Genomic DNA, 24,183 nt, shown 5'->3' with positions numbered 1-24,183 from the left:
CCAAGCACGTCTTTGACTCGTATCGTTCATTCATGTCGAATAGAATGCAGGTCTCGTTATTCATTTTGCGAGTACCCAACCAACGATCTGTGAGCCCCCCACTCTATGAAATACAAAGACCTTCGTGATTTTATTGCGCTTCTGGAAAAGCGCGGCTTGCTTAAACGAATTTCACACCCGATCAGCCCTAACCTTGAAATGACGGAAATTGCCGACCGTACATTAAGAGCAGGTGGCCCGGCATTATTATTTGAAAACCCCATCGGACACGATATTCCAGTATTGGCGAACCTTTTTGGAACACCTGAGCGGGTCGCTTTAGGGATGGGAGAAGAGAATGTAGAAGCCTTACGAGAAGTGGGTAAACTACTGGCTTTTTTAAAAGAGCCCGAGCCACCAAAAGGGTTAAAAGACGCTTGGAATAAAATGCCCATCTTCAAACAAGTATTGAATATGGGGCCGAAAGTGGTTTCAAAGGCACCTTGCCAACAAAAGGTGATTGAAGCCGATGAAGTCAACTTACATAAACTTCCCATACAAACCTGCTGGCCTGGCGATGCCGGGCCATTAGTGACTTGGCCATTAGTGGTGACAAGAGGCCCACACAAAGCTCGTCAGAATTTAGGCATCTACCGGATGCAATTAATTGGTCGTAATAAATTAATCATGCGCTGGTTAAGTCATCGTGGTGGCGCCTTGGATTTTCGAGAGTGGCAACAAGAAAATCCGGGGGAGCCCTTCCCAGTTGCGGTTGCCCTAGGCGCCGACCCGGCCACCATTTTAGGAGCGGTCACCCCGGTTCCAGATACCTTAAGCGAATACGCCTTTGCCGGGTTATTGCGTGGTGATAAAACCGAAGTGGTCGACACTCTTGCCGGTGAATTACAAGTCCCCGCTTCAGCGGAATTTATCTTAGAAGGGCATATCGCCCCAGGTGAAATGGCTGATGAAGGCCCCTTCGGCGACCATACCGGTTACTACAATGAGGTGGATCAGTTCCCAGTGTTTACGGTGGATCGTATTACCCATCGTAAAGAGCCCATTTATCACAGTACCTATACTGGCCGTCCACCGGATGAACCGGCTATTTTAGGCGTTGCCTTAAATGAAGTGTTCGTACCGATTTTACAAAAGCAATTTCCTGAAATTACCGATTTTTATCTACCACCAGAAGGCTGCTCGTATCGCATGGCGGTGGTGACCATTAAGAAGCAGTACCCAGGGCACGCCAAACGTGTGATGTTGGGGGTGTGGTCGTTTTTACGGCAATTTATGTACACCAAATTTGTCATCGTAACCGACGATGACGTCAACGCGAGAAGCTGGGACGATGTGATTTGGGCCATTACCACCCGTATGGACCCAACCCGTGACACCACCTTGATCGACAATACCCCCATCGATTATTTAGATTTTGCCTCACCGGTTTCCGGCTTGGGATCAAAAATGGGGTTGGATGCCACTAATAAGTGGCCTGGTGAAACCGAACGGGAATGGGGCGAACCCATTGAAATGGATGCCGAAGTAAAAGCAAAAGTGGACGAGTTATGGGGTTCACTAGGAATCGATTGATGGTCTGGACATCAATTAAAAGACGGAAAGCTAAAATAAAGAGAAAGAAATGAAGAATGATGACCGAGCTTAATGCTCGGTCACTGATTTTGGCATAGGCAATACAGGTAAACCGGCAGTACTTAAAATCAAACCTTCTTGGTAATATTGAGTACTGAGCCGATGCTCACCCAAGTGAGCCAGCAATCTCGCCAATTCAGCATAGGCTTCCGGGTTTTTAGCCAACTTCAAGCTTCGCTCAAAATACTCACGAGCCTTACCCCATAATTCGTTTCGTAAACTGATTCGGCCCAAAGCCAAGCACAATTCTTTGTCGTCTGGATGCTCATTCAACCAACTTTCTGCCAACGATAACTGCTTATTAACGTTTTCACCGGAGACCATTCCGTAAAACCGTACCAATCGTGCATCCCATTGTTCTCGCAATGTTTTGCGCAATACCTGCTCGGCAGAAGCATCCCCACCATTTCGCACCAACTGCTGCACAAACGAGGCAATCACGGCCACATCTTTACGGTATTGAGCAGGCAACTCTTGCCACACTTGCTCCATATGCTTGACCGCCTCTGCGGAAGACAAACGACTCGCAAGATCCCCCTCGGATTCCAGGCGCTCTAGTACCGCTTTCATGCTCAATGCGGCCCACTCTTCTTCGCTCATATGACCCCGTTGCTTCAATTGTGGCAGTAATTTCTGCAACGCTTTCCAGTCACCGACCCCCATATACGCTTCGGATAGTAGCCCCAAAACGACTGGATGGTTGGGTTTAGCTTTTCTGGCACGCTCTAAAGTGGCAATACACGGCTCATATTTTTTGGCAATCAATTGCATACGCGCCTGAGTTAATGCAACCGCCAAGGTATTCTTTGGCGCCCTTTGCTCAGCCTGGTTGAGAAGCTCTCCAACGGTTTCTTCTTCACCCAATTCATAGGCACAACGGGCAGCCGCCAAGTAATTTAACAATGGATTGTCGACGCGCTTTGCCCCTTTAAGCAGTTGCTTGCGGGCAGGCCGCCAATTGCCTTCTAAGAATTCCAACAAGCCGATGGTCGTGGCTCGTTGAGCACTGCGCGGGTTACCGTGACGCATCCATGACACACTGCCAATCATTACACGACGTGTTCTTTTGATGCTTTTCCAAATCAGCACCAACGTCAAGAACAGGGCCACGTTCAAGGCGATAGCGACCCAAAATGTGGTTTCAACGGTATAGCGATTGATAGAAATAGCGACATAGCCCGGAGTACTGGTCACCACTTGGTAAATGGCCCACAGGAAAAAAACAATGAGGAACAACCAAAAAAACACACGATACAGAAGGTTTTTAATCACGAACATCCTCCTGCTTTGGCGTAGCACGAGTGCCGGTCAATTGGTGCAAGGCTTCGATGTAAGCATGCAACTGCTCTTGAGAGCTAGAAATATCAGGTAGTTTCTCAACAACAGGCTCTGAGGCAAGCGAAATCAACTCAGTCCGCAGGCGCCTCGCTTGTTCACTCAATGGGTAGAACTCAGTCAATAACTCACGAGCTTTAGTCAGGCTTTGTTGATAAATATTGGTCTGCTCTCTGAGCATCGCCAGTTGCGCTTGTTCTAACAAAAAGCGAAGGTTTTGCTTCAGGTAAGTGTCGCTTTCTGGCGGTAAAAGCGGTTTAGCTGGCTGGTCGCTGGGGCCATGTACCTTAACGTACTGGCTAAACTCATGGGTGACACGCTTAACCATCATGCTCAGGCGGTCTATCCAATGTTGAGACTCATCCGCTGGCGCCAATACCGCCTCTACCTCACCCGGCTCAAATTGGAGATCACTGAATACATTTGGCAACAAATGGATATTATTGGCCAACCCATCTAACCGCAGGTACAAACCTTCTCGATCCACCGTCGCGGCCAATTTCAGAGCCCCCAAATCCTGCGCCACAGCCTGTCGTACTGGGAATAAATCTGGCATGGCCAATTCCCGTAAGATTTCATCAGCAGCTTCCAGCAAGCCCACCGCAGAACGAGCACTACGATCTACCAGTAATCGTTGGTTGGCTAATCGCAATAGGTATTCCGCTTCAGCCAACAACCAATCTTCCCGGCTGGTGTTGGAAAGCGACAACAATCGCTCATTGTGAGCATCTAGGCGTGAAGTAACGGCATTGAGTTTGGCCTCTAAGTCACGGCGCTCACCGGTACTGGTATTAGCGACAGTTTGAGCTTGTCGTAAAGACTGCTCCAGCGCATCAATGCTACTCGCACTGGCACTGATTTGTTGGGTCAGTAATAGATTCTGCGCTTGTTGCGCGCGCCATTCTTTCCAACCAACGTAGCCACCCGTGCCGATAAGGCCACCCAAAATCAGCACTAAAACGAAGCACACCACTGCCAGTTTTGACAAGGGCGTTGATGGCTTATCCACAGGCTGTGAATCCTCAGGGTCGCTCTTTTGATCTGTCTTTTGTGCGCTCGCTTTAATCGACTGTGGTTGAGTCGACTGTGTTTGTAAGCGGTCTTCGGTAGGGGTTTCGGCTTTCAAGGATTGGGCAACCTCATTTTTACTGGAGCCGGCCTCATCTATTGGCTGCTCTGCGCTCACGTCTGTCTTCTCTGGAATATCCGAGTGGTCACGATCTGTATTATCGGATGTCTGATTGGATGGCTGATTGGATGAATGATTCGCTGACGGCTGGTCGTCAGGCGTAGTGTCCTTCATAGCGGTCTTTCCCCAAAACCCATGTTAAGCGGTAATAATAAATGGTAGTCATTAAGTGTTAGTAATAAGTGACAGTAATAAACGATAAATCAATGGCCAGTCGCTCATGTGTAGCCGCAAAAGCGCTACGGTAACATCTTCAGCATGGACTTATCCGAGGCATTGTCTGCCATGCGAATATCGTAAAACTCTCGCTCTTGTGCCAACTTGGCCACACGCTCACCCGGTACGATGATTGGCAATTGCTTTAAGAAGGACAAGCCTGCGGACGCAATCACGCGATCAATATAGGCCAGGCTGTCCCCACTGTATGCCAAGATCGCCGAACTTGCCGGCACCGACTGAGAAAACACAGAAGCTCGCAGTGCGTTTTCTGCCTCTGGGGACAACCGACGTTCATACAGTTCGCAATACTCCACTTTCGCCCCCCGTGCCTCTAGTGTTTCTTTTAGCGTTTCACGCCCCCCTTTGCCACGCAGAATCAACACTCGGTTATGTTCAAGCGATTGCAAAGCAGGCAACGCCAATAGGGCTTCTGAATTCTTGGCAGCGCTATCAATATTACTTTGAGCTTGTATACCTTGAGATTCCAAAGCGAGTACCGTTGCTTCACCGATACCAAAGAAAGCAACACCAACCGGCCACTGTGGCCAGAAATCTTCTATGGCGAGACAACCAAAACGCACCGCATTTTGGCTGACAAAAATGACTTTTTGATATTCATCCAAGTTCATCAGGGCTTGTCGAGATGAAGGGGTAAGGTCAATCGGAACAATATCCATCACCGGTTGCACCCAAGGTTGATACCCCATCTCAATCAATCGTTGAGCCGTTTGCTCCCCTTGCAACCTCGGTCGAGTCACCCACACCCACTTCATTGAAGAGGGAATGGTTCCTCGGTTATCCGATTCATCATGGTTCAAGCTGCTCATTAGTAAGCGAACTCATTCATCATCAAACTGAAGTGCCATACACTGAGGCTAAAATCTTATCGGCACCAGACGCCAATAAACGTTCTGCCAATGCCACCCCCATTGCTTCGGCATCTTCTCGCTCGCCACGTATCTCATCGAATAGCAACACACTGCCATCCGGCGCCCCCACCAACCCTCGTAGCCAAAGCTGGTCTTGCTCAAGTTCGGCATAACAACCAATAGGTACCTGGCAGCCCCCCTCCAAACGGCGATTCATGGCACGCTCGGCCAAGACTCTTGTAGCAGTGTCTTGGTGATGTAACGGTGCCAATAGCGCTTGTGTGATCGTGTCATCGGTTCGACACTCGATACCCACCGCCCCTTGGCCGCCCGCAGGCAAGCTTAATTCTGGCGGGAGATACTCAGCGATACGTTCTTTGAACTCCAAGCGCAACAACCCGGCGGCGGCAAGAATAATGGCATCGTATTCTTCTCCGTCTAACTTACTCAATCGCGTATTCACGTTGCCACGCAGAAACTTGATGTCCAAATCCGGGCGCTTTGATAACAATTGACATTGGCGGCGTAGGCTGGAAGTCCCCACCACCGCACCCTGAGGGAGCGACTCGAACGAGCTGTATCGATTAGAGACAAACGCATCACGGGGATCTTCTCGCTCACAGATAACAGCAAGGCCCAACCCATCAGGAAACTCCATTGGCACATCTTTCATAGAATGCACCGCAATATCAGTCTCGTTGGCCAGCATGGAATTTTCCAGCTCTTTTACAAACAACCCTTTACCGCCCACTTTCGCCAGCGGCACATCTAGAATCTTGTCGCCCTTACTGACCATTGGACACAACTCGACCCCCAACCCAGGGTGATGCGCTTCCAATGAAGCTTGAACGTATTCAGCCTGCCACATGGCTAAGGCACTTTTTCGGGTAGCAATTCGGAGTTTTTGGGCAAGAGGCATGGATTTACTCTATCTATAGAAAAAAGATCGTATCGTCACTATCGAATGATGGTTTATGAGGTGAATCATAACAGTGCCGGTAAGCGCTTTGGAAATGCCCGATACGAGACACATCACGATCTGTGATGTTGAAAGCCACCTGAGTTGTTTTCCAAAACCTATTTTCCAAAACCTACAGAGACATCAACAACTCTTTCACTTTACTCACGTGACGACGACTGACCGCCGGTGTCTCTTCTGTTGCTTTCAGGCGTAGATAGTAAGTCCCCTCTTGGGATTTTTCCATTGCCTCAATGGCGCCAATAAACACCAGCGCGTTACGGTGAGTTCGCACGAATAATGAAGAAAACTCTTGCTCTAACTCTTTTAAGGTGTCGTCGATCAATAGCGTTCCGCCATCGTAATGACAGGTGACGTATTTCTGATCTGCCTGAAAAAACTGAACATGATTAATATCAATAAGCTTCACACCCCGCCGAGTTTTGGCACTAATGTGTGTGCGTTTTGCATTTTCCAGAGGCGTCTTGGACTCTTTTGCGGCCGCCCGCTGCACACGATTGACTTTTTTTGCTTTCTCTAAGACTTCCTTAAGCTTTTCAATTCGAACTGGTTTGAGCAAATAGCCCACGGCACCCAAGTCAAAGGCGTTGATGGCATATTCGTCATAGGCGGTACAAAAGATAATGGCCGGAGGGTCATCTAACTGGTTAATGGCTTCTGCGGCATTCAATCCATTGCTGCCGGGCATTCTCACATCCAATAGCACCAAATCTGGGTCATGACGCTCTACTGCGGCGACCGCATTCTCACAATTGCCCGCCTCATCCAACACTCGGCAACCCTCAATTTCTGCGATTAACTTGATCAATCTCGCACGAGCCAAAGGCTCATCATCTACAACAATTATGTCCATGGTTAAGCACTCTTCTCTTTTTATTTTTTATTCTTCACGGCCACACCGATAGGCGATCTTCACAGCATAGTGGTTATCGTGGTCTTCAACCGCAAAGCTCGCCTGTTCACCAAAGTGTGCCACTAACCGTTGTCGAATATTCTGTTGGGCAATACCACTGCCACGGGTTTCTGATGAACCACCCGACGGCTTATCGTTATGAAGGGTAATCACCACGTCGAAGGCATCACCGGCGGTGGTCTCCGTCACCTCAACCACCACCTCAATTACCCCTCCCTGGCTCAAAGGCTCAATACCATGATAAACCGCATTCTCCAGCAAAGGTTGTAACATCAAGCTGGGCATGACGGCACGCTCAAGTTCACCTTGGGTCGACCAGCTCACGCTTAATCGACTATCTAACCTTACCTGCTCGACGGCTAAGTATTGTTGTCCCAGTTGAATTTCTTGCGACACCGGCACCAATGCCGCCTCGGCCATACTGGCACGAAACAAATCCGACAAGTCCAATACCAATTGCTCGGCCCGTTCGGGGTCTATGGAAACCAGGCTTGCCAACGCATTCATGCTGTTAAACAAAAAATGGGGCCGAATACGTGCCTGCAATGCCGCAATTTGCGCTTGGGCTTGGGCTTGCTGCTCATTGGCCAATTGCTGCTGCAAATACATGTAGCGCAATACCACACCGGCAATAATGGCCGCCAATAATGCCGCCCGCAAAGATTCAAGCAATGCCACTTCTCGATACATCAACACCCCACCACCCCAACTAAATAACAAGGTAATGGCAAGCACGAGTAAGTAGCTGAACGTACCTGCAGAGCTGGGCGAAAGCCCCCCTAACCAAAAGCGCAACCGACACAGTACCGCCGCATTACTGAGCGTTATCCACTGCACCAACATCGAGATTTGGCCGAGCTTGACCCAACTAAAATAAGCCAACGGTGCAGAAGCAATCACCAAAGCAAAGGCCAAGAGCTCAGCACCGAGCACCAAGAAAAAAACCGATTGCATGGCACATAAATCCGGTAAAAACGGATTTCGAGATGAGGCTATTGAGCCAGACAAACTACCCCCTTAGGCCGAAAAGCTGGCATTTAAAATGACATTGAAATTAAAAATAATGAATTCTTGTTCGCTTGCTGTCTCTAAACCCGTGATTGAGCCTAAGCCTTTAAAAACTAAGAATAATGCACATCCCCTTTTCAGGGAAAATTCCACCAGATAAGCAAAGGACGCTCAAGTTAGGCACCACCAATCTACCGCACACCGCATAATTTGATACACCACACACAATGTCTTCACTCGATAAAAATCAGAAATAACCAAAAAGCAATTTAGGCGCCAAACACCATCGCCCACAAATTCGCTATACCTTATACTCAACCGTTTCACTTCAAACGCGAAGTATTCACTATCAACCATCGACTTCAGCAGGCAGATATTCATGAGTGATGATTCTAAAACCAACCAACAATGGGGCGGACGGTTCAGCGAGCCCACCGATGCGTTTGTTGCACGATTTACAGCGTCTGTGAATTTTGACCAACGCCTTTACGAGCAAGACATTCGCGGTTCCATCGCCCATGCCACCATGCTCGCCCAAGTCGGCGTGCTCACAGACGAAGAGAAAGACCAAATCATTCAAGGATTGAATGAAGTTCGAGAAGAAATTGAGCGTGGTGAGTTTGAATGGTCGGAAGCACTGGAAGATGTTCACATGAACATTGAAGCAAGACTGACCCAGAAAATCGGCATCACAGGGAAAAAGCTTCATACAGGCCGCTCACGTAATGACCAAGTGGCCACCGACATTCGTCTTTACTTGCGCGATGAAATCGATGCCATCAGTACCGAATTAACTCGTCTGCGTACCGGATTATTGGACTTGGCAGAACGAGAAGCCAGCACCATTATGCCGGGCTTTACCCATTTGCAAACCGCACAACCGGTCACCTTTGGGCACCATATGCTGGCATGGCAGGAGATGATCAGCCGAGATCATGATCGGTTGCTCGATTGCCGCAAGCGTGTAAACCTATCGCCTCTTGGTTCCGCCGCACTGGCCGGCACCACCTACCCCATCGATCGTGAGTGCACCGCCGAATTACTTGGCTTTAGCGCCCCTACCCGCAACTCACTAGACTCTGTATCGGATCGGGACTTCGCCATTGAATTTTGCGCCTTTGCAAGCTTACTGCTAACCCACCTTTCTCGTGCTTCCGAGGAGCTCATCCTATGGACTTCCGCGCAATTTAATTTTATTGACTTGCCTGATCGCTTTTGCACCGGCAGCTCCATCATGCCTCAGAAAAAAAACCCGGACGTCCCCGAATTAGTCCGTGGCAAAACCGGCCGCATTAATGGTCATCTCATCGCGCTGTTGACCTTAATGAAGTCGCAGCCGTTGGCGTACAACAAAGACAACCAAGAAGACAAAGAGCCCCTCTTTGATGCCGTTGATACCGTTAAAGATTGTTTGCGTGCGTTTGCCGACATGATTCCCGCACTGGAAACCAACAAAACCGCCATGTACGAAGCGGCTAAACGCGGTTTCTCTACCGCCACAGACTTAGCCGATTATTTGGTTCGAAAAGGCGTTGCTTTCCGTGATGCCCATGAAATTGTGGGTAAATCCGTGGCGTTTGGGTTGGAGCAACAACGCGATTTATCGGAGATGACATTAGAAGAATTGCAACAATTTTCTACCGTTATCGAGAGCGATGTGTTTGACGTGTTAACGCTGGAAGGCTCTGTGGCAGCAAGAAGTCATATTGGAGGTACAGCGCCTGAACAAGTGAAAATCGCCGTCGCCACAGCAAGACAAACCCTCAATCCTTGAACAAAAATACACTCAACAAGTAGTCACAACAAAGTAATAGTCATAACAAAGTAGTCACTGACGGCGACTTCCTCGCCGTCCCTGAAAGCCTCCCTCCTTTCTTTTTTATTAATTCGCTTTATTAAACAACCCCCACCCTTTTATCAACACAGCGACAAAGATGAAGCTGCCCCCAACCAGTAATCACAAGAATGAATATAACCATTTTTTGTAATTGCTTTAATCGCTTTTTGTATCAAAGTATCGACGATGTTTTTACATTACTTTCTTGGAAAAGCAGGCGAATTAATCAAAGTTTTCCATTTCTAGCGCGGGCTCACTACCTGTCATGGAGTGTTAAACGATCAATTCTCTAGGCCCCCAGAGCGCAATGGGAAAGAGGAAATAATGCTAAAATACAAAGTTAAGCATTAAGTTTTTGAAATTGAACGCTAATCGCTTTATTCAAAGCTTTGACGCATCTAAAAAAATAGATTTTATATTATAAAAAAACATAAATATGTAAGAACAAACAATAGCAAACCGTCGTATAAGTTCGTTTATCGGCGTATTGTATTACTGCTCTGGCAACTTAAATCAAATGAACCAATAGGAATGCGTGTTATCAATGGGATGATTAAGTTATGGCTTAACAAAGCTGTAAAACTGACCTTTACTCACGAGGCTATTTTCCTCCCTAAAAAACATGCCTAAAAAACCCACATATGAAGAGCTAGAGGCTCGAATACAGGTTCTGGAAAAAGAGATTCAAGTTTTGAAATCTCAATCTTCTGCTGCCCCTTTAAACGAATCCAATCCGCACTCAAATCCTTTGAGTACTTTCGACTTGGGCAAAGAGATTTTGAGTAAAATTATTTATGAAATTGCTCAAGGCGACCCCTACACAGCAATGCATAATGCAGTTGCCCGATTAGGCCAAGCTACCGGTAGTGATTACTGCACGCTAAATAAATTTGATGAGGCCAGCAATCTGGTTAAAGTCAAAGTGGGATGGCATCACTCAGACAAGCACCCCATTGAAGGGGCCACTGTCCCCTTTGATATTACTAATCAGGAGATTCTTAAACGCAATCTTGAGTCTGGCGAACCGTTAATCATTAACGATACTCGTCTAACACACGAAAAAATTGATCCCATCATAGCGCCGTGGGTAGCCTCTGGTGAGCTGCAATCCTTGTTGCTTGTCCCCATTAAACAACAGGGCAGTTTACGTGTTAAAGCCTTCCTGGTATTGAGCTGTGGACACCCCAAACAATGGCAACGCGAGCAAATTGAGTGTTGTCACTTACTGGGCAATGCTCTCGCATTAGTCTTTAGCCGAACGGAATTAATTGAAGCATTAAACTCCCAAGCAAAACGACTGAGCTATGCCATGGAGGCCTCACGAGATGGACTGTGGGACTTCGACCCTACCACAGGCGATTGCTTTTACAGCTTGAGTTGTTTAAGAATGTACGGCTACGAAAAAAGCCACCTACCTCAAAAAGCGTCTACTGCCGAAAATTACTTTATCCACCCCGATGACCTCCATCGAGCCAAACAAATTCTCAAAGAAGCGCTGGAAGGCGATCGAGACAGTTACGAAAACGAATATCGAGGTTTACACAAAGACGGACATATTGTCTGGACATACTGTCGAGCGAAAGTGGTTCGCCGCAACAAATACGGCAAGGCAACGCGTATTGTGGGCATTAATATGGATATTACTCCGTTTAAAGAATCTGAGCGGCAACTCAAAAAGGCCATGCAATACGCCAACGCAGCCAACCAAGCCAAAAGTGAATTTCTTACTCGCATGAGCCATGAAATTCGTACCCCCATGAATGCCATTATCGGCATGGCGCATTTATTGCGCGACACCCCGTTGAACCAAACCCAACATGCCTATTTAAAAAGTATTGATACTTCTGCCAATAGTTTGCTTTATACCATTAACGACATTCTGGATTTCACCAAAATCGAAACCGGTGATATTACTCTCGATAACAGCCATTTCGACTTAGACGAACTATTGCGCTCCGTCGCAAGAGATACCGACGCCAAAGCAACCTCTAAACATCTTGAAGTCGTGTACGATTTATCCCCTGAACTGCCACGTTATCTTCGGGGAGACCCAATTCGACTTGGCCAAGTATTAAATCATTTATTAAATAACGCGATTAAGTTTACCGAAAAAGGGGAAATTCGCTTTTCGATTCAACATAAAAAAATACGTCCCGATGCCACAGAACTGGTATTCAGTGTCAAAGATACCGGTATTGGCATTCCCAAAGAAAAATTAGAGTCCTTATTTGAACCTTTTACCCAAGCCGATGGCTCAAGTCGTCGACGATTTGGTGGCGCCGGACTGGGATTGTCTATTTGCAAACAACTCATCACGTTAATGAAAGGGAAATTATCTGTCGAAAGTGCCGAAAACCAAGGCAGTACATTTTCGTTCAATGCATTATTTGAAGACAGCCATTTAGGGGCGCGGCCCATTAGAGAAAACCCGGACCGTTTCGAAAACCTCAAAACGCTCATTGTGGACGACAATGACCAAGCCCGTGAAGTCCTAGAAAGAACCGGTAAAGCCATAAAACTTGACGTCGCCAGCGTCGCGAATGGTGAAGAGGCCATCGCACTACTGGAACAACACAATCAAAAAGTGGAATCACACAGTCAAAAATTGGAACCACATAGTCCAAAATTGGACCCACACAGTCAAAAATCTGTATCCGAGAGCGCCTATAAAGTCATTGTTCTCGACTATGATATGCCGGGGCTCAATGGGCTAGAGACCGCCCAAAGAATTCAACACAATGAGATTATTGCCCACAAACCTCGTGTCATTTTGGTTTCGTCTTATCGTCGCAACGAAATATTTTCATCCAAACCCGACTTTATCCATGGGTTTCTTCACAAACCCATTAGCCCTTCCAGCCTGTTCGACACCATCTACAGCATCAAACCAGTCGACATGATGGATGCTCGGCCCGAAGATAATATTGATAAATTATTGGATGGCGCACGCGTCCTGCTGGCGGAAGACAATATCGTCAACCAGAAGGTCGCCGTCGGCTTACTGAAGAAAAAAGGCATAGAGGTCATAGTCGCCAATAATGGCCAAGAGGCCATTGATGAACTCTACCATTCACCGCCGGGTTACTTTGATTTAGTCTTAATGGACATGGAAATGCCCATTGTAGATGGCTACGACGCGACCAAAACCATTCGCAAAGGCCAACACCACACCAATATTCCTATTATTGCCATGACGGCCCATGCCATGAGCGGCGACAGAGAACAGTGCCTGAAATGCGGCATGAATGCGTATTTAACCAAACCCGTCAATCCGAAATTATTGTACCGGACCATAGCCGACTTTGTGGAAATTTCGGTCGACTCAGATGACTAAAACATAAACTGGTCTATTTCCAGCCACACGCTTAATGCACTGCATCCAGCGCCTCACTACACTTTTTTGCAGCTACTTTTTGCAGCTACTTTTTGCAGCTACTTCATACCACAACGATAGGACAACTATAATGGGATGCCGAAAGCCATACCAAAATGTTCTATATACAATCGTCGTCTACAGAAAAGTTACGTCATAATTACTGTCACTACTCCAATCAAAGTCCCTTACCATCATGATGCAAGGCGATTCTATTTCCATTGCCGATATCGACAACGGTATCGACCGCTATCAATTAAACCGCCTAAAAGAGCGATTTCTGCACATTAGTGCTGAACGCCTTTTACGTACTCGCGCCGCATTACCAGAACGCCAACACATCGTATTAGATTTGTTATGCCTTCTTTTTCACTGCAACCACCCCGCCATGCCAGGCTACCTCACTACCAATACCCCCAGCGGTATCTGGAATTATCAGCCCAGTAAAACCGAACAACAGATGGCAAAATCGGTTTGTCGCAGCTTTCATTATCACGAACCGATTCACAAAGACCGAGATATTTATGCGCTCTTCTTAATGGGCAGCATAGGCACCATCGCCCAAAGCAGCCACAGTGATTTGGACATATGGGTCTGCCATAAGCCTGGGATAGCCCCCGAGTCAATCCAGTTATTAAAACGAAAGTGCGATGAAATCAGCCGATGGGCGGAAACCTATGGTGTTGAGTTACATGCCTTTACGATGGACTGCGAACAATTTCGCAGCGGCGAACTTGCACGCCTAGACAGCGAAGCCAGCGGCAGCACCCAGCACTATTTACTGCTGGATGAATTTTATCGCTCTGCCGTATGGCTAGCAGGCAGAACCCCTCTATGGTGGTATGTACCGCCAGAATGCGAGCAACGTTACGCAGAGTATGCAAATACATTGCTTTCAAAGAAATTCTTACGCGACACTGATGTATTGGATTTTGGCAGTAGCGGCAACATTCCTGCCGGAGAATTTATTGGGGCCGGCATTTGGCAAATGTACAAGGGCATAGAGTCGCCTTATAAAGCAGTACTTAAACTGCTGTTGTTAGAAACCTACGCCAGCGAACACCCCAATATTCGAACACTGAGTCTCCAGTTTAAAGAATGCGTTTATCAAGGCTGTCTAGAATTAGACTCTTTAGACAGCTATGTGCTGCTTTATGAGCATTTAGCGCGCTACCTTACCCAACGAAAAGAACAAAAGCGCTTAGATTTGGCCCAGCGCAGTCTTTATTTCAAGGTAGGACGTACACTGTCTAAGGCCAAGACCAATGCCCTAAACTCCGCTCGGGAAAGGCGCAACGCCACCTCCACTCACTGGCAAACTGAACTCCTCAAGCACGTTGTAACACAATGGGGATGGAAACCAGAATTTATCGAATTGTTGGACAGTCGCCGCCAATGGAAAGCTCGACGAGTCATTCAAGAGCGCCAACGCTTAGTGAGTGAATTAACCAATGGTTATCGTTCATTAACACACTTTGCTCAAAGCTCAGGTGCAGAAAGCCACTGTGATCACCTCGAATTAACCGTACTCGGCAATAAACTACACGCCGCATTTGAGAGAAAGCCCGGAAAAATTGAACGCATTAACCCGGACATTTCCAGCAATCTCAGCGAAGAGTATTTACTCTTTGAATTTCGCTCCGGCAAGAACACCAGCGCCAGTTGGAATGTGTATGGCCTTCCTAATCGCATTACCACCCCAACCCCATTATTGCTTTTGCGCCAATCCCGCTCGTTAACGGAACTGATTTGCTGGTGTCACTGCAATGGTATTTACACGCTTGGCACGCAGCTACTCATCAAAAATGGCAGTATCACCCCTGCCATTTTGAAGCAATTGTTTAATGAGTTATCCCAACAACTTCCACCCTTCCCCATTCCCACAGACCATGATCAATTCGCGCAAGAAGCGTATATTGAATCCATCATTATCATTGCCAATTTAAACCCGACCACGGCAACAGGAACAGGAGAGACTCACACCATTAGCGATAATAATGACGCCTTTTGTTACGGAGATCAGAAACTCAGCTTAATCAGCAGTATCGACTTGATTGTCTGCAATAGCTGGCGGGAAGTGTCTTGTCATGATTTAGGCAGCTCTGCCTTAAAACACTTGGCGTTACGGCTGTTTCAAGTGCTGGATGAGTGCCCTCGTGGGCAACATCCGCACTTGCATGTCATCTGCGCTGCCGTGGATTTTAACCATTTGATTAAGCAAAGAATCAACGAATTTATCGATACTATTTTAGAAACCCACGAAAGACATCGAGGGCAAAACCAACACGCCCAAACCTCGTCAAGCCTATTCAGCAAAAACACCCTAGCGGCAATGGCGGGGAAGCAAAAAGTCTCCAATACCACTACCTTCGTGTTTCAGACAGACAGCCATTACCACTGTATTTACCTTGGTCATGACCACCCCTCTCTAAAAAGCGTCACCACCCGAAACGCCCTAATTGAATTATTGCAAGCCCCGCATACAGGTTCTCAACGCATCACCTTTGACCCAAGAGCCTGCCACAATGACCCACTACGCTTAGTGGCCACACAATGTTCATTAAGCGGCATCAAACTCGCCTTTTTCCGGGCTCAATCTGAGCGAGTCAAAATTTATTGCCTAGATGAATACAATGCGCTCACTTTACTGGAGCTGCCCTGTAAAAACTCTCAAACATTATTATTAAGTCTTAACACCTTCATTCGTGCGGTACTGCCTAAGATTGGCACGAACACCCTGATTGCTCGACGCAGCTTTGGCGTCTACCCTATTCATATTCGAGAACTGACCTACGAGCGCCAACTCTGGAAGCTCAGTAAAGAGCCTTTCAATTTAGTGAATGTGCCACAAAAGACGCATTTTAATGTGCTTGCACTGGCCGAACCGGATGCGTTCGATCACGTACACGTGGACTTACTGTGCGACCAACATGAGTTCAATCACCTTCAGTATGGCGAGAACTTATACCTCGCTGCGGCTCAATTCATTTTATCCCGACGCCGCCAAGGTACTCGATACCCCATTTACATCAATGATTTAGATTTAACTCGTTGCAGCGATACCCTCAGTAGCACCGGGGAACTCAGGCTCGCTCATTACTTGCAAATGAAAGCCACCATAGAGAACAAACTTAACCATGCTTTATCCGCGCTATAAATAAGCCTCTTCTTTAATTCTGTTCAAGGTCAAAAACGCAAAGCATTATCAAGACGACAGCAAATGTTATACTGGCCTGCTATTTTCGTATGGAAGGTTGAACAACGGCGGATTTAACGACCGGTGGTCAGTCGCAGACGTTAAACAGCATTAGATAAATGGCATTCCAAAGATACGGTCAATGCCCATTACGCCACACATTTCGATTACCGCACGATGAGACTAATTTCATGACAGCTGGCTACACAAGGTTTCTCTCTACACCGTTTACCATCGTTGCCACTGGTTGTGTCATGTTGGCATTGATCACCCTAACAGGCTGTGGGCAAACCGGCCCCCTGTATTTGCCTGAGTCCGCTCAACAACCCCCTTCAGCGCAAACATCTCAATCACAGCCCTTGCTAGAATCGCCGACTGAAGAGCCAACAACGGAAAACACCAGTAAATCCACTACAGTTCAACAATAATTCACTAAAAGCCCACGTAAACCCCGTCAATAGATCGATATTATGAGTTACTTTCCCCGCATAGCATCCCAACTTTATGGAGAAGGCGTCGCCCTCTCTGACCTAGCTCAAACCCATGGCACCCCTCTGTATGTTTACAGTAAAAAAGCCATTTCAGACGCATTCATGGCCTATAAAAACGCATTAGGTAAACATGAAGGGTTGATTTGTTATGCCGTGAAAGCCAACTCAAATTTAGCCGTATTAGGATTACTGGCCGAGCTTGGTGCCGGATTTGATATTGTGTCTGGGGGTGAATTACAACGGGTGATTACAGCAGGCGGTTCACCGAACAACGTCGTTTTTTCCGGCGTCGGTAAGTCCCATCAAGAAATTCAATTCGCGCTGGAAGTTGGGGTTAAGTGCTTCAACGTAGAATCATCGCCAGAGCTTGAGCGTATTTCTGCTATCGCCACATCAATGGGTAAAACGGCGAATATTTCTTTGCGTGTCAACCCAGATGTTGATGCGCAAACTCACCCTTATATTTCCACAGGGTTGAAAGAAAATAAATTTGGCATCGATATTAAAACCGCACCACAAGTTTATGAATTCGCCCAGAGTTTGCCTAACCTCAATATCACCGGTGTGGATTGCCATATCGGTTCACAATTAACCGATATGACCCCCTTCTTAGACGCACTCGACCGCGTATTAGCATTGGTTGATACCCTGGAGGCAAAAGGCATTACGATTGATCATGTAGATATTGGCGGTGGCTTGGGCGTGACCTATAGAGATGAACAACCTCCGGCGGTGCACGATTACATGGTAGAAGTGTTGAAAAAACTGGAAGGGCGAAACGTTTCATTGATGATGGAACCTGGACGCTCAATCGTCGCCAACGCCGGCATCTTGTTAACGACGGTTGAATACTTAAAGCCCACCGAGCACAAAAACTTTGCCATTGTGGATGCCGCGATGAACGACAATATTCGTCCAGCGCTCTACCAAGCTTGGGTCAACGTTGAAAATATCGGCCCAAGTGATGCCACTGCACAATCCTGGGATATTGTTGGCCCGGTTTGTGAGACCGGAGATTTTCTCGCCCACGATCGTTCGCTATCCCTCTCCGCCGGAGATGTATTGGCACTTCGCTCCTGCGGTGCTTACGGTTTTACAATGAGCTCCAACTACAACAGCCGTACACGTGCAGCCGAAATCATTGTGGATGGCGACCAAGCCCATCTTGTACGCGAACGAGAATCCTTCGATGACCTAATTAAAGGTGAGGCGCTCTTACCCAAATCAAACCAATAAAAGGGGTGCTCACATATTGAGCATACGCCCTTTCCCATACGTCTACCAAAGAAACGACCAAGAGAGACTTATATGCGCCTTAAATTCACTAAAATGCATGGCTTAGGCAACGACTTTGTTGTTATCGATGCGATCAGTCAACGTGTTCTATTGGATGAAAAGCGCGTAAGAGCCATTGCAGATCGACGCTTCGGTGTTGGCTGCGATCAGATTTTATTGGTAGAAATTCCCTCATCACCCGATGTGGACTTTCGCTACCGAATCTTTAATGCCGATGGTTCAGAAGTGGAAAACTGCGGGAATGGTGCACGCTGTTTCGCAAAGTTTGTTACCGATCGAAAGCTCACTGGCCGCTCATCGATCCGTGTCGAAACCGCCAACGGTAAAATGACACTGCACTTGCAGAACAACGGTGAGGTCACCGTTGACATGGGTATTCCCGTTTTAAACCCCGAACACATTCCGTTTACCGCTGCCGAGCAAGCGACCCACTACCCACTCGAACATAACGGTATCCAGTACACCATTGGTGCCGTTTCCATGGGCAACCCCCACGCCGTACTGACGGTCGGAAGCACGGAAACAGCAGAGGTAGAGACCATCGGCGCGGCCATTGAAACACACCCCCGCTTTCCGAAACGCGTTAATGTTGGCTTTATGGAAGTCATCCACCGAGGTGAAATTAACCTGCGGGTTTTTGAACGTGGCGCGGGTGAAACCTTGGCTTGCGGTACCGGAGCATGCGCCGCAGTAGTAGCAGGGTGCTTACAGAACTTGTTAGACTCAAATGTGAAAGTTAACCTCCCTGGTGGGAGCTTAACCATTCAGTGGCAAGGGCCCGATACCCCAGTACTGATGACAGGCCCAGCAACGACGGTTTATCACGGACAAATTCGATTATGACCGAGAGTGTCGATCAGACTCAAAGCTTGCGCGCAGAAGAGGTTGCTGAATATCTGCGCGAAAACCCAGAATTTTTCATCAACCATCAATATTTACTGAACGATATCCGCTTACCCCACGAAAGTGGTAAAGCCGTTTCTCTCGTTGAACGCCAAGTTTCGGTGTTGCGTGAGCGAACAATGGATATGCGCAAACGCCTCGATATCTTCATCGACAACGCGCGTAAAAATGATGCCTTATTTGATAAAACACGGCGCTTAGTGTTAACACTGCTGGAAGCAAGAGATATTGGTGACATCATCGACGCCATTTTTTATAGCTTCGAAAATGAATTCAATATTCAATTTACCAGTTTGATACTCATTGGTAACCCCAGCAGTATTAATTCTGGGTTAGCACAAGTAATGGCATTAAACGATATGCGCCGTTGCTTCCCCCGTTTATTGCCATTGAATAAAGCTGTGTGTGGGCATTTACCCGAAAACGAACTCGCACTGCTTTTCCCAAAAAACATTAACGACATTGGCTCGGCGGCAGTAGCCCCCTTAGTACATGGTCAGCGTTTAGGGTTACTGGCCATCGGGAATTCTGACCCCGATTATTATCGCTCTAGCATGGGCACCATATTTTTGAGTTACATTGCCGATGTGCTTAACCGGGTGCTGCCCGATAAAATACCGAGCTAGCTTTGAAGGTGAAAAGGATCTACCTGTGGCAATAATGCTGGAAGACTGTATCGAGGCCTACCTGGATCATCTCGTGACCGTTAAACAAGCCTCCCCACACACAGTAGATGCCTATCGGCGTGACCTGAAACGGTTACACCGAACACTGACAGAGACAGACTTTTCTGGGGTGGTGGCAGACATTACCCCGCATAATCTCCGCCATGCCATGGCCCACCAGCGGCAAGAAGGACTTTCTGCCAAGAGCCTGCAACGATGGTTATCGGCAGTAAAAAACCTGTTTCACTACTGTTGTCGCCAACAATGGATTGAACACAACCCCGCCCACACACTTTCTGGCCCCAAAGCTCCCAAAACGTTGCCTAAATTATTGGACATCGATCAAGCCCAACAATTTCTGGATGCGCCGCGCGATTCAACTCCCATCGAATTACGAGATAAGGCCATTTGCGAACTGTTTTACTCAAGTGGATTGCGATTAACCGAGCTGGTGAATTGCAATGTGGGTGATATCGATTTTTCTCAAGAACTGATTACTGTGGTGGGTAAAGGCCAAAAAACACGACTGTTGCCCGTTGGTGAGAAAGCCATAGAAAGTCTTCAACGCTGGCTCGCTGTTCGCACTCGGTGGGCAAGTTCAGAAGAACTCGCGCTGTTTGTATCACAGCGAGGCACGCGCATCAGCCAACGTAATGTTCAAGCTCGACTGCAACAGGCCAGCCAAACACATTCGTTAGATAAGCCACTCCACCCGCATATGTTGCGCCATTCCTTCGCCAGTCACATGCTCGAAAGCAGCGGAGATTTACGTGCGGTACAAGAATTACTGGGCCACGCCAATATTTCAACAACACAAATTTATACACACTTGGATTTTCAACATTTAGCCAAGGTATATGACGCCGCCCATCCCAGAGCCAATCGATCAGGTCAATCGGCTGAACTGGCCGATAAACAACACACTGACGATGAGACGCTTGGAAAATAAAATCAGCACGTCCATCCGCTATTCATATCTAAAGAATAAAAAAATTAAGACACAATAAATAAATCATAAAAAACACCCCCCGCCCTGAGTCCACTTTAATAAGGTAAGCCTCAGAACAAGTTTGATTTACTTATGTAAAATGTGAGTGCCTTCGTTAAATAGGGCGGCTGCCATAATTACTACTGGGCTTTTGTGGAGGGTCAGCCGTTACGTTTGGCTCTACCTCCGTGATTTTCCCGCCACGAGACAAGAATTCGTCTATTTGTTTTTGCAGTTCACTGCGTTCGATTTCTTTCGCGCTCACGCTGTGATCGTCCATATAATCTTCCTTCGCTGCAGTAGTCACGGAATCTGTATTGGGTTCATCCGTCTCTACAGAACCGATAACGTCGTCATCGTATTCAGAAGTCGCTTCACTAGCCATGTTTATTTTAACCTCTGTAATTACATTTAAACGCAATCCGCCATTACAGGCGCCGACGAGGATATTTATAGTCTAAAATCCCCTATCACCAAAGATTTTTTATTTCAGTTTTTAGGTTATTTCTGACTAATTTTTTGAGTTTTGTGAATTGCTTAGTTATTAAAAAACCAACAACCTAAAACACTGAGAAAACCCGTAACAAAACGCGAAACAATTCGGGTAACACTGCCTATGAAAGTCACTTTTAAAGTGTGATTGTGACATCTTAATGACGATGAATCAGAGATGACGCTGTAAAATATAGAGAAGTGAAAATACGTCGAAGAGAGGCAAAAATACATTGAAGCAGGACAACATGGTTTCCTTCATGCGCTGTTTCATAACCGCTGTTTCATAACCGCTATGTCACAAAAACAGGTCACAAAAACATGCCACAAAAACATGCCACAAAAACATGCCACAAAAGCATGTCGCAAAAACCATGTTGTAAAATTGTTTTAGGAACGGCTTCTATTATCCGCTGTTAAAAGAGCCAATATGAAACAGAATTCTGAGAGAGGGAAGAGGTTAAACCGCATCGCCACCCGTTTCACCCGTGCGAATACGTATAATTTGATCCAAGTTGGTAATAAAGATCTTGCCGTCACCAATTTTACCCGTATGAGCCGCTTTGGTAATCGCCTCCACTGCCTGCTCTAATGCCTCGTCATCCACCGCTAATTCGATTTTGACTTTCGGTAAAAAATCCACAACATATTCCGCACCACGATACAGCTCTGTGTGACCCATTTGTCGCCCAAACCCTTTAACCTCAGTCACTGTCATGCCTTGAACGCCAACTTCAGACAATGCACTACGAACGTCATCTAGCTTAAAGGGTTTTATTACAGCGGTGATCAATTTCATTGTTGGTTCCTTGAATGCGCTTGTTAGTCTTTTTTATGTTCACTTTTTAGTGTAACCGTAACTATGAAATCTACCTCAACCTTATCATTATCACAAACGAGAATGAAAAAGAGTCCGCTATTCGCAGCGCCAATTCTCAATAATTTTTGATGTATATCACTGCTGTTACATCTATTGCCACATTACCACGGTAAAAAGGCAAAAAAGACACGAAAAAAAACCGCAACATAATGCTGCGGTTTTTGATTGTGTAAATATCAATACAAAAAACTACTTATACGAACGAAAGTTACTTACACAAGAGAATGTTACTTACCTAAGAAACGATTACTTGCCCGTAAATTCTGGGTAAGCTTCCATACCACATTCTGAAATATCCACACCGTCGAATTCTTCTTCTTCAGAAACCCGGATACCCATAATGGCTTTTAATGCCAACCAAACCACGAATGAGGTAGCAAATACCCAAACAAAGATGGTCAACATACCCACCACTTGCCCAACGAAGGTTGCATCAGAGTCTGAAAGCAATACTGCCAACACACCCCAAATACCCACAACACCATGAACAGAAATGGCACCAACAGGATCATCAATTTTTAATTTATCTAAGGCAATAATACTAAAGACAACGATAACACCACCAATCATACCGATGATGGTAGCGAGCAATGGCGTTGGGTCTGCTGGTTCTGCCGTAATGGCAACGAGGCCCGCCAGTGCACCATTGAGTGCCATAGTGAGATCAGCTTTACCAAACATAAAACGCGCAACAATCAGTGCCGCAATTAAACCACCAGAAGCCGCTGCATTGGTATTCAAGAATACGACCGCTACTTCGTTGGCTGCACTCACGCTGTCCAGAGATAAGGTTGAACCACCGTTAAACCCGAACCACCCCATCCAAAGAATGAAGGTACCTAACGCTGCCAAAGGTAAATTAGCACCAGGAATCGCGTTAATTTCACCATTCTTACCGTATTTGCCTGCACGTGGACCAAGCACCAATACACCCGCTAACGCGGCGGCAGCACCGGCCATATGCACAATACCAGAACCGGCGTAATCACTGTAACTCAGCTCAAACAAGCCAAATACAGAATTACCGCCCCAAGTCCATCCACCCTCGATAGGGTAAATCAGACCTGTCATCACAACCGCAAAGGCTAAGAACGCCCACAGTTTCATACGCTCAGCCACCGCACCGGAAACAATCGACATGGCTGTGGCAACAAATACAACCTGGAAGAAAAAGTCTGAGGCATTTGAATACGCATTGGCGTCTTCGCCAGCAAACTCAGCCAATACAGCGTCTTTTAAGCCTTCCATAGATTCGGCACCGTCAGTGACAATACCTTGCAAGAAGTAACCGCCGCCGTACATTAATTCGTAACCACAAACTAAATACATGGTACAGGCTATCGCAAATAGCGCGACATTCTTGGTTAAAATTTCTGTTGTATTTTTAGACCGAACTAAACCAGCCTCTAGCATGGCAAAACCCGCTGCCATCCACATGACTAAAGCACCACAGACCAAAAAGTAGAAGGTGTCCATGGCGTACTGCAATTCTAAAACACTATTTTCCATAGCAGCTCTCCGAAAGTATTTACATTATTAAAGTGAAGTCGGACAAGTCCGTTACAGTGCATCTTCGCCGGTTTCGCCGGTACGAATACGCACGACTTGCTCTAGAGCCGATACAAAGATTTTTCCATCACCAATTTTGCCACTGTGGGCGGCCTTACTAACGGCATCAACTACCGCGTCTATCTGGTCATCTGAGATCGCTACTTCGAGTTTGGTTTTTGGCAGAAAATCCACAACGTATTCTGCACCCCGGTACAGTTCTGTATGGCCTTTTTGGCGGCCAAAACCCTTCACTTCGGTGACGGTGATACCCTGCACACCAATTTCAGACAGTGCTTCGCGTACCGCATCCAATTTAAAGGGTTTAATAATTGCAGTGATTAATTTCATTTGCCTCTCCTGCTATTCA

19 protein-coding genes are annotated in these 24,183 nt (G+C 46.8%); 9 read left to right on the top strand and 10 right to left on the bottom strand.

The genetic code is table 11. The annotated features are described in order from the left end of the window. Positions 1 to 105 precede the first annotated feature (105 nt). The gene (ubiD, locus tag LU351_RS04705; protein WP_232592895.1) at positions 106 to 1,572 is read left to right on the top strand and encodes a 4-hydroxy-3-polyprenylbenzoate decarboxylase; all 1,467 of its coding nucleotides are present in this window, start codon (positions 106 to 108) and stop codon (positions 1,570 to 1,572) included. 69 nt (positions 1,573 to 1,641) lie between these two features. Here the strand turns inward: ubiD and LU351_RS04700 are convergent, their stop codons facing one another. The 6 genes from LU351_RS04700 to LU351_RS04675 all read right to left on the bottom strand — a co-directional run bounded on the left by LU351_RS04700 (position 1,642) and on the right by LU351_RS04675 (position 8,144). Continuing rightward, a complete protein-coding gene (locus LU351_RS04700) occupies positions 1,642 to 2,904 on the bottom strand; it encodes a heme biosynthesis HemY N-terminal domain-containing protein (protein WP_232592894.1) in 1,263 nt (420 codons plus the stop codon). Next, on the bottom strand, positions 2,897 to 4,270 hold the full coding sequence (locus LU351_RS04695; RefSeq protein WP_232592893.1) for a uroporphyrinogen-III C-methyltransferase: 1,374 nt from the start codon (positions 4,268 to 4,270) through the stop codon (positions 2,897 to 2,899). Before LU351_RS04695 ends, LU351_RS04700 begins: the two co-directional genes overlap by 8 nt. 125 nt (positions 4,271 to 4,395) lie before the next feature. Further along, a complete protein-coding gene (locus tag LU351_RS04690; RefSeq protein ID WP_232592892.1) occupies positions 4,396 to 5,202 on the bottom strand; it encodes a uroporphyrinogen-III synthase in 807 nt (268 codons plus the stop codon). Between the two features lie 22 nt (positions 5,203 to 5,224). Continuing rightward, complete coding sequence (hemC, locus tag LU351_RS04685) at positions 5,225 to 6,163, bottom strand: hydroxymethylbilane synthase (RefSeq protein ID WP_232592891.1); 939 nt, start codon at positions 6,161 to 6,163, stop codon at positions 5,225 to 5,227. Between the two features lie 172 nt (positions 6,164 to 6,335). Continuing rightward, on the bottom strand, positions 6,336 to 7,076 hold the full coding sequence (locus LU351_RS04680) for a LytR/AlgR family response regulator transcription factor (RefSeq protein WP_232592890.1): 741 nt from the start codon (positions 7,074 to 7,076) through the stop codon (positions 6,336 to 6,338). Positions 7,077 to 7,103: 27 nt separating this feature from the next. Next, positions 7,104 to 8,144 carry a sensor histidine kinase gene (locus LU351_RS04675; RefSeq protein WP_232592889.1) on the bottom strand — a complete coding sequence of 347 codons (1,041 nt, stop codon included), beginning with the start codon at positions 8,142 to 8,144 and terminating at the stop codon, positions 7,104 to 7,106. A 379-nt stretch (positions 8,145 to 8,523) separates the two neighbouring features. On the opposite strand from LU351_RS04675, the gene argH reads away from it, so the two are divergent. From argH to xerC, 8 genes are all read left to right on the top strand, one after another. Beyond that, positions 8,524 to 9,918: an argininosuccinate lyase gene (gene argH, locus LU351_RS04670; protein WP_232592888.1), complete on the top strand. Its 1,395-nt coding sequence runs from the start codon at positions 8,524 to 8,526 to the stop codon at positions 9,916 to 9,918. Positions 9,919 to 10,672: 754 nt separating this feature from the next. Continuing rightward, positions 10,673 to 13,315, top strand: a complete 2,643-nt coding sequence (locus LU351_RS04665; protein ID WP_232592887.1) for a response regulator — start codon at positions 10,673 to 10,675, stop codon at positions 13,313 to 13,315. Positions 13,316 to 13,550: 235 nt separating this feature from the next. Beyond that, on the top strand, positions 13,551 to 16,511 hold the full coding sequence (locus LU351_RS04660; RefSeq protein ID WP_232592886.1) for a class I adenylate cyclase: 2,961 nt from the start codon (positions 13,551 to 13,553) through the stop codon (positions 16,509 to 16,511). 230 nt (positions 16,512 to 16,741) lie between these two features. Then, entirely contained in the window at positions 16,742 to 16,978 is a 237-nt protein-coding gene (gene lptM / locus LU351_RS04655) for an LPS translocon maturation chaperone LptM (RefSeq protein ID WP_232592885.1), read from the top strand. Between the two features lie 42 nt (positions 16,979 to 17,020). Further along, positions 17,021 to 18,277: a diaminopimelate decarboxylase gene (lysA, locus tag LU351_RS04650; RefSeq protein WP_232592884.1), complete on the top strand. Its 1,257-nt coding sequence runs from the start codon at positions 17,021 to 17,023 to the stop codon at positions 18,275 to 18,277. Positions 18,278 to 18,349: 72 nt separating this feature from the next. Then, positions 18,350 to 19,180, top strand: a complete 831-nt coding sequence (dapF, locus tag LU351_RS04645) for a diaminopimelate epimerase (protein ID WP_232592883.1) — start codon at positions 18,350 to 18,352, stop codon at positions 19,178 to 19,180. Next, a complete protein-coding gene (locus tag LU351_RS04640) occupies positions 19,177 to 19,866 on the top strand; it encodes a DUF484 family protein (RefSeq protein ID WP_232592882.1) in 690 nt (229 codons plus the stop codon). The genes dapF and LU351_RS04640 overlap by 4 nt, the downstream gene beginning before the upstream one ends. Before the next feature lie 34 nt (positions 19,867 to 19,900). Next, entirely contained in the window at positions 19,901 to 20,854 is a 954-nt protein-coding gene (xerC, locus tag LU351_RS04635; RefSeq protein ID WP_232592943.1) for a tyrosine recombinase XerC, read from the top strand. A 154-nt stretch (positions 20,855 to 21,008) separates the two neighbouring features. On the opposite strand, the gene LU351_RS04630 is transcribed toward xerC, so the two are convergent. The 4 genes from LU351_RS04630 to glnK (LU351_RS04615) all read right to left on the bottom strand — a co-directional run bounded on the left by LU351_RS04630 (position 21,009) and on the right by glnK (LU351_RS04615) (position 24,164). Beyond that, positions 21,009 to 21,278: a hypothetical protein gene (locus tag LU351_RS04630; protein ID WP_232592945.1), complete on the bottom strand. Its 270-nt coding sequence runs from the start codon at positions 21,276 to 21,278 to the stop codon at positions 21,009 to 21,011. 567 nt (positions 21,279 to 21,845) lie between these two features. Next, positions 21,846 to 22,184 (bottom strand): P-II family nitrogen regulator, encoded by a 339-nt coding sequence (gene glnK, locus LU351_RS04625; RefSeq protein ID WP_232592881.1) that lies wholly within the window; start codon positions 22,182 to 22,184, stop codon positions 21,846 to 21,848. A gap of 327 nt (positions 22,185 to 22,511) precedes the next feature. Beyond that, on the bottom strand, positions 22,512 to 23,774 hold the full coding sequence (locus LU351_RS04620; protein ID WP_232592880.1) for an ammonium transporter: 1,263 nt from the start codon (positions 23,772 to 23,774) through the stop codon (positions 22,512 to 22,514). 51 nt (positions 23,775 to 23,825) lie between these two features. Further along, on the bottom strand, positions 23,826 to 24,164 hold the full coding sequence (gene glnK, locus LU351_RS04615; protein ID WP_232592879.1) for a P-II family nitrogen regulator: 339 nt from the start codon (positions 24,162 to 24,164) through the stop codon (positions 23,826 to 23,828). Positions 24,165 to 24,183: the final 19 nt, after the last annotated feature.

This window comes from Marinibactrum halimedae, from assembly GCF_021234875.1.
GTDB classification, from domain to species: domain Bacteria; phylum Pseudomonadota; class Gammaproteobacteria; order Pseudomonadales; family Cellvibrionaceae; genus Marinibactrum; species Marinibactrum halimedae.
This window is presented reverse-complemented; position numbering and strand designations above follow the sequence as displayed.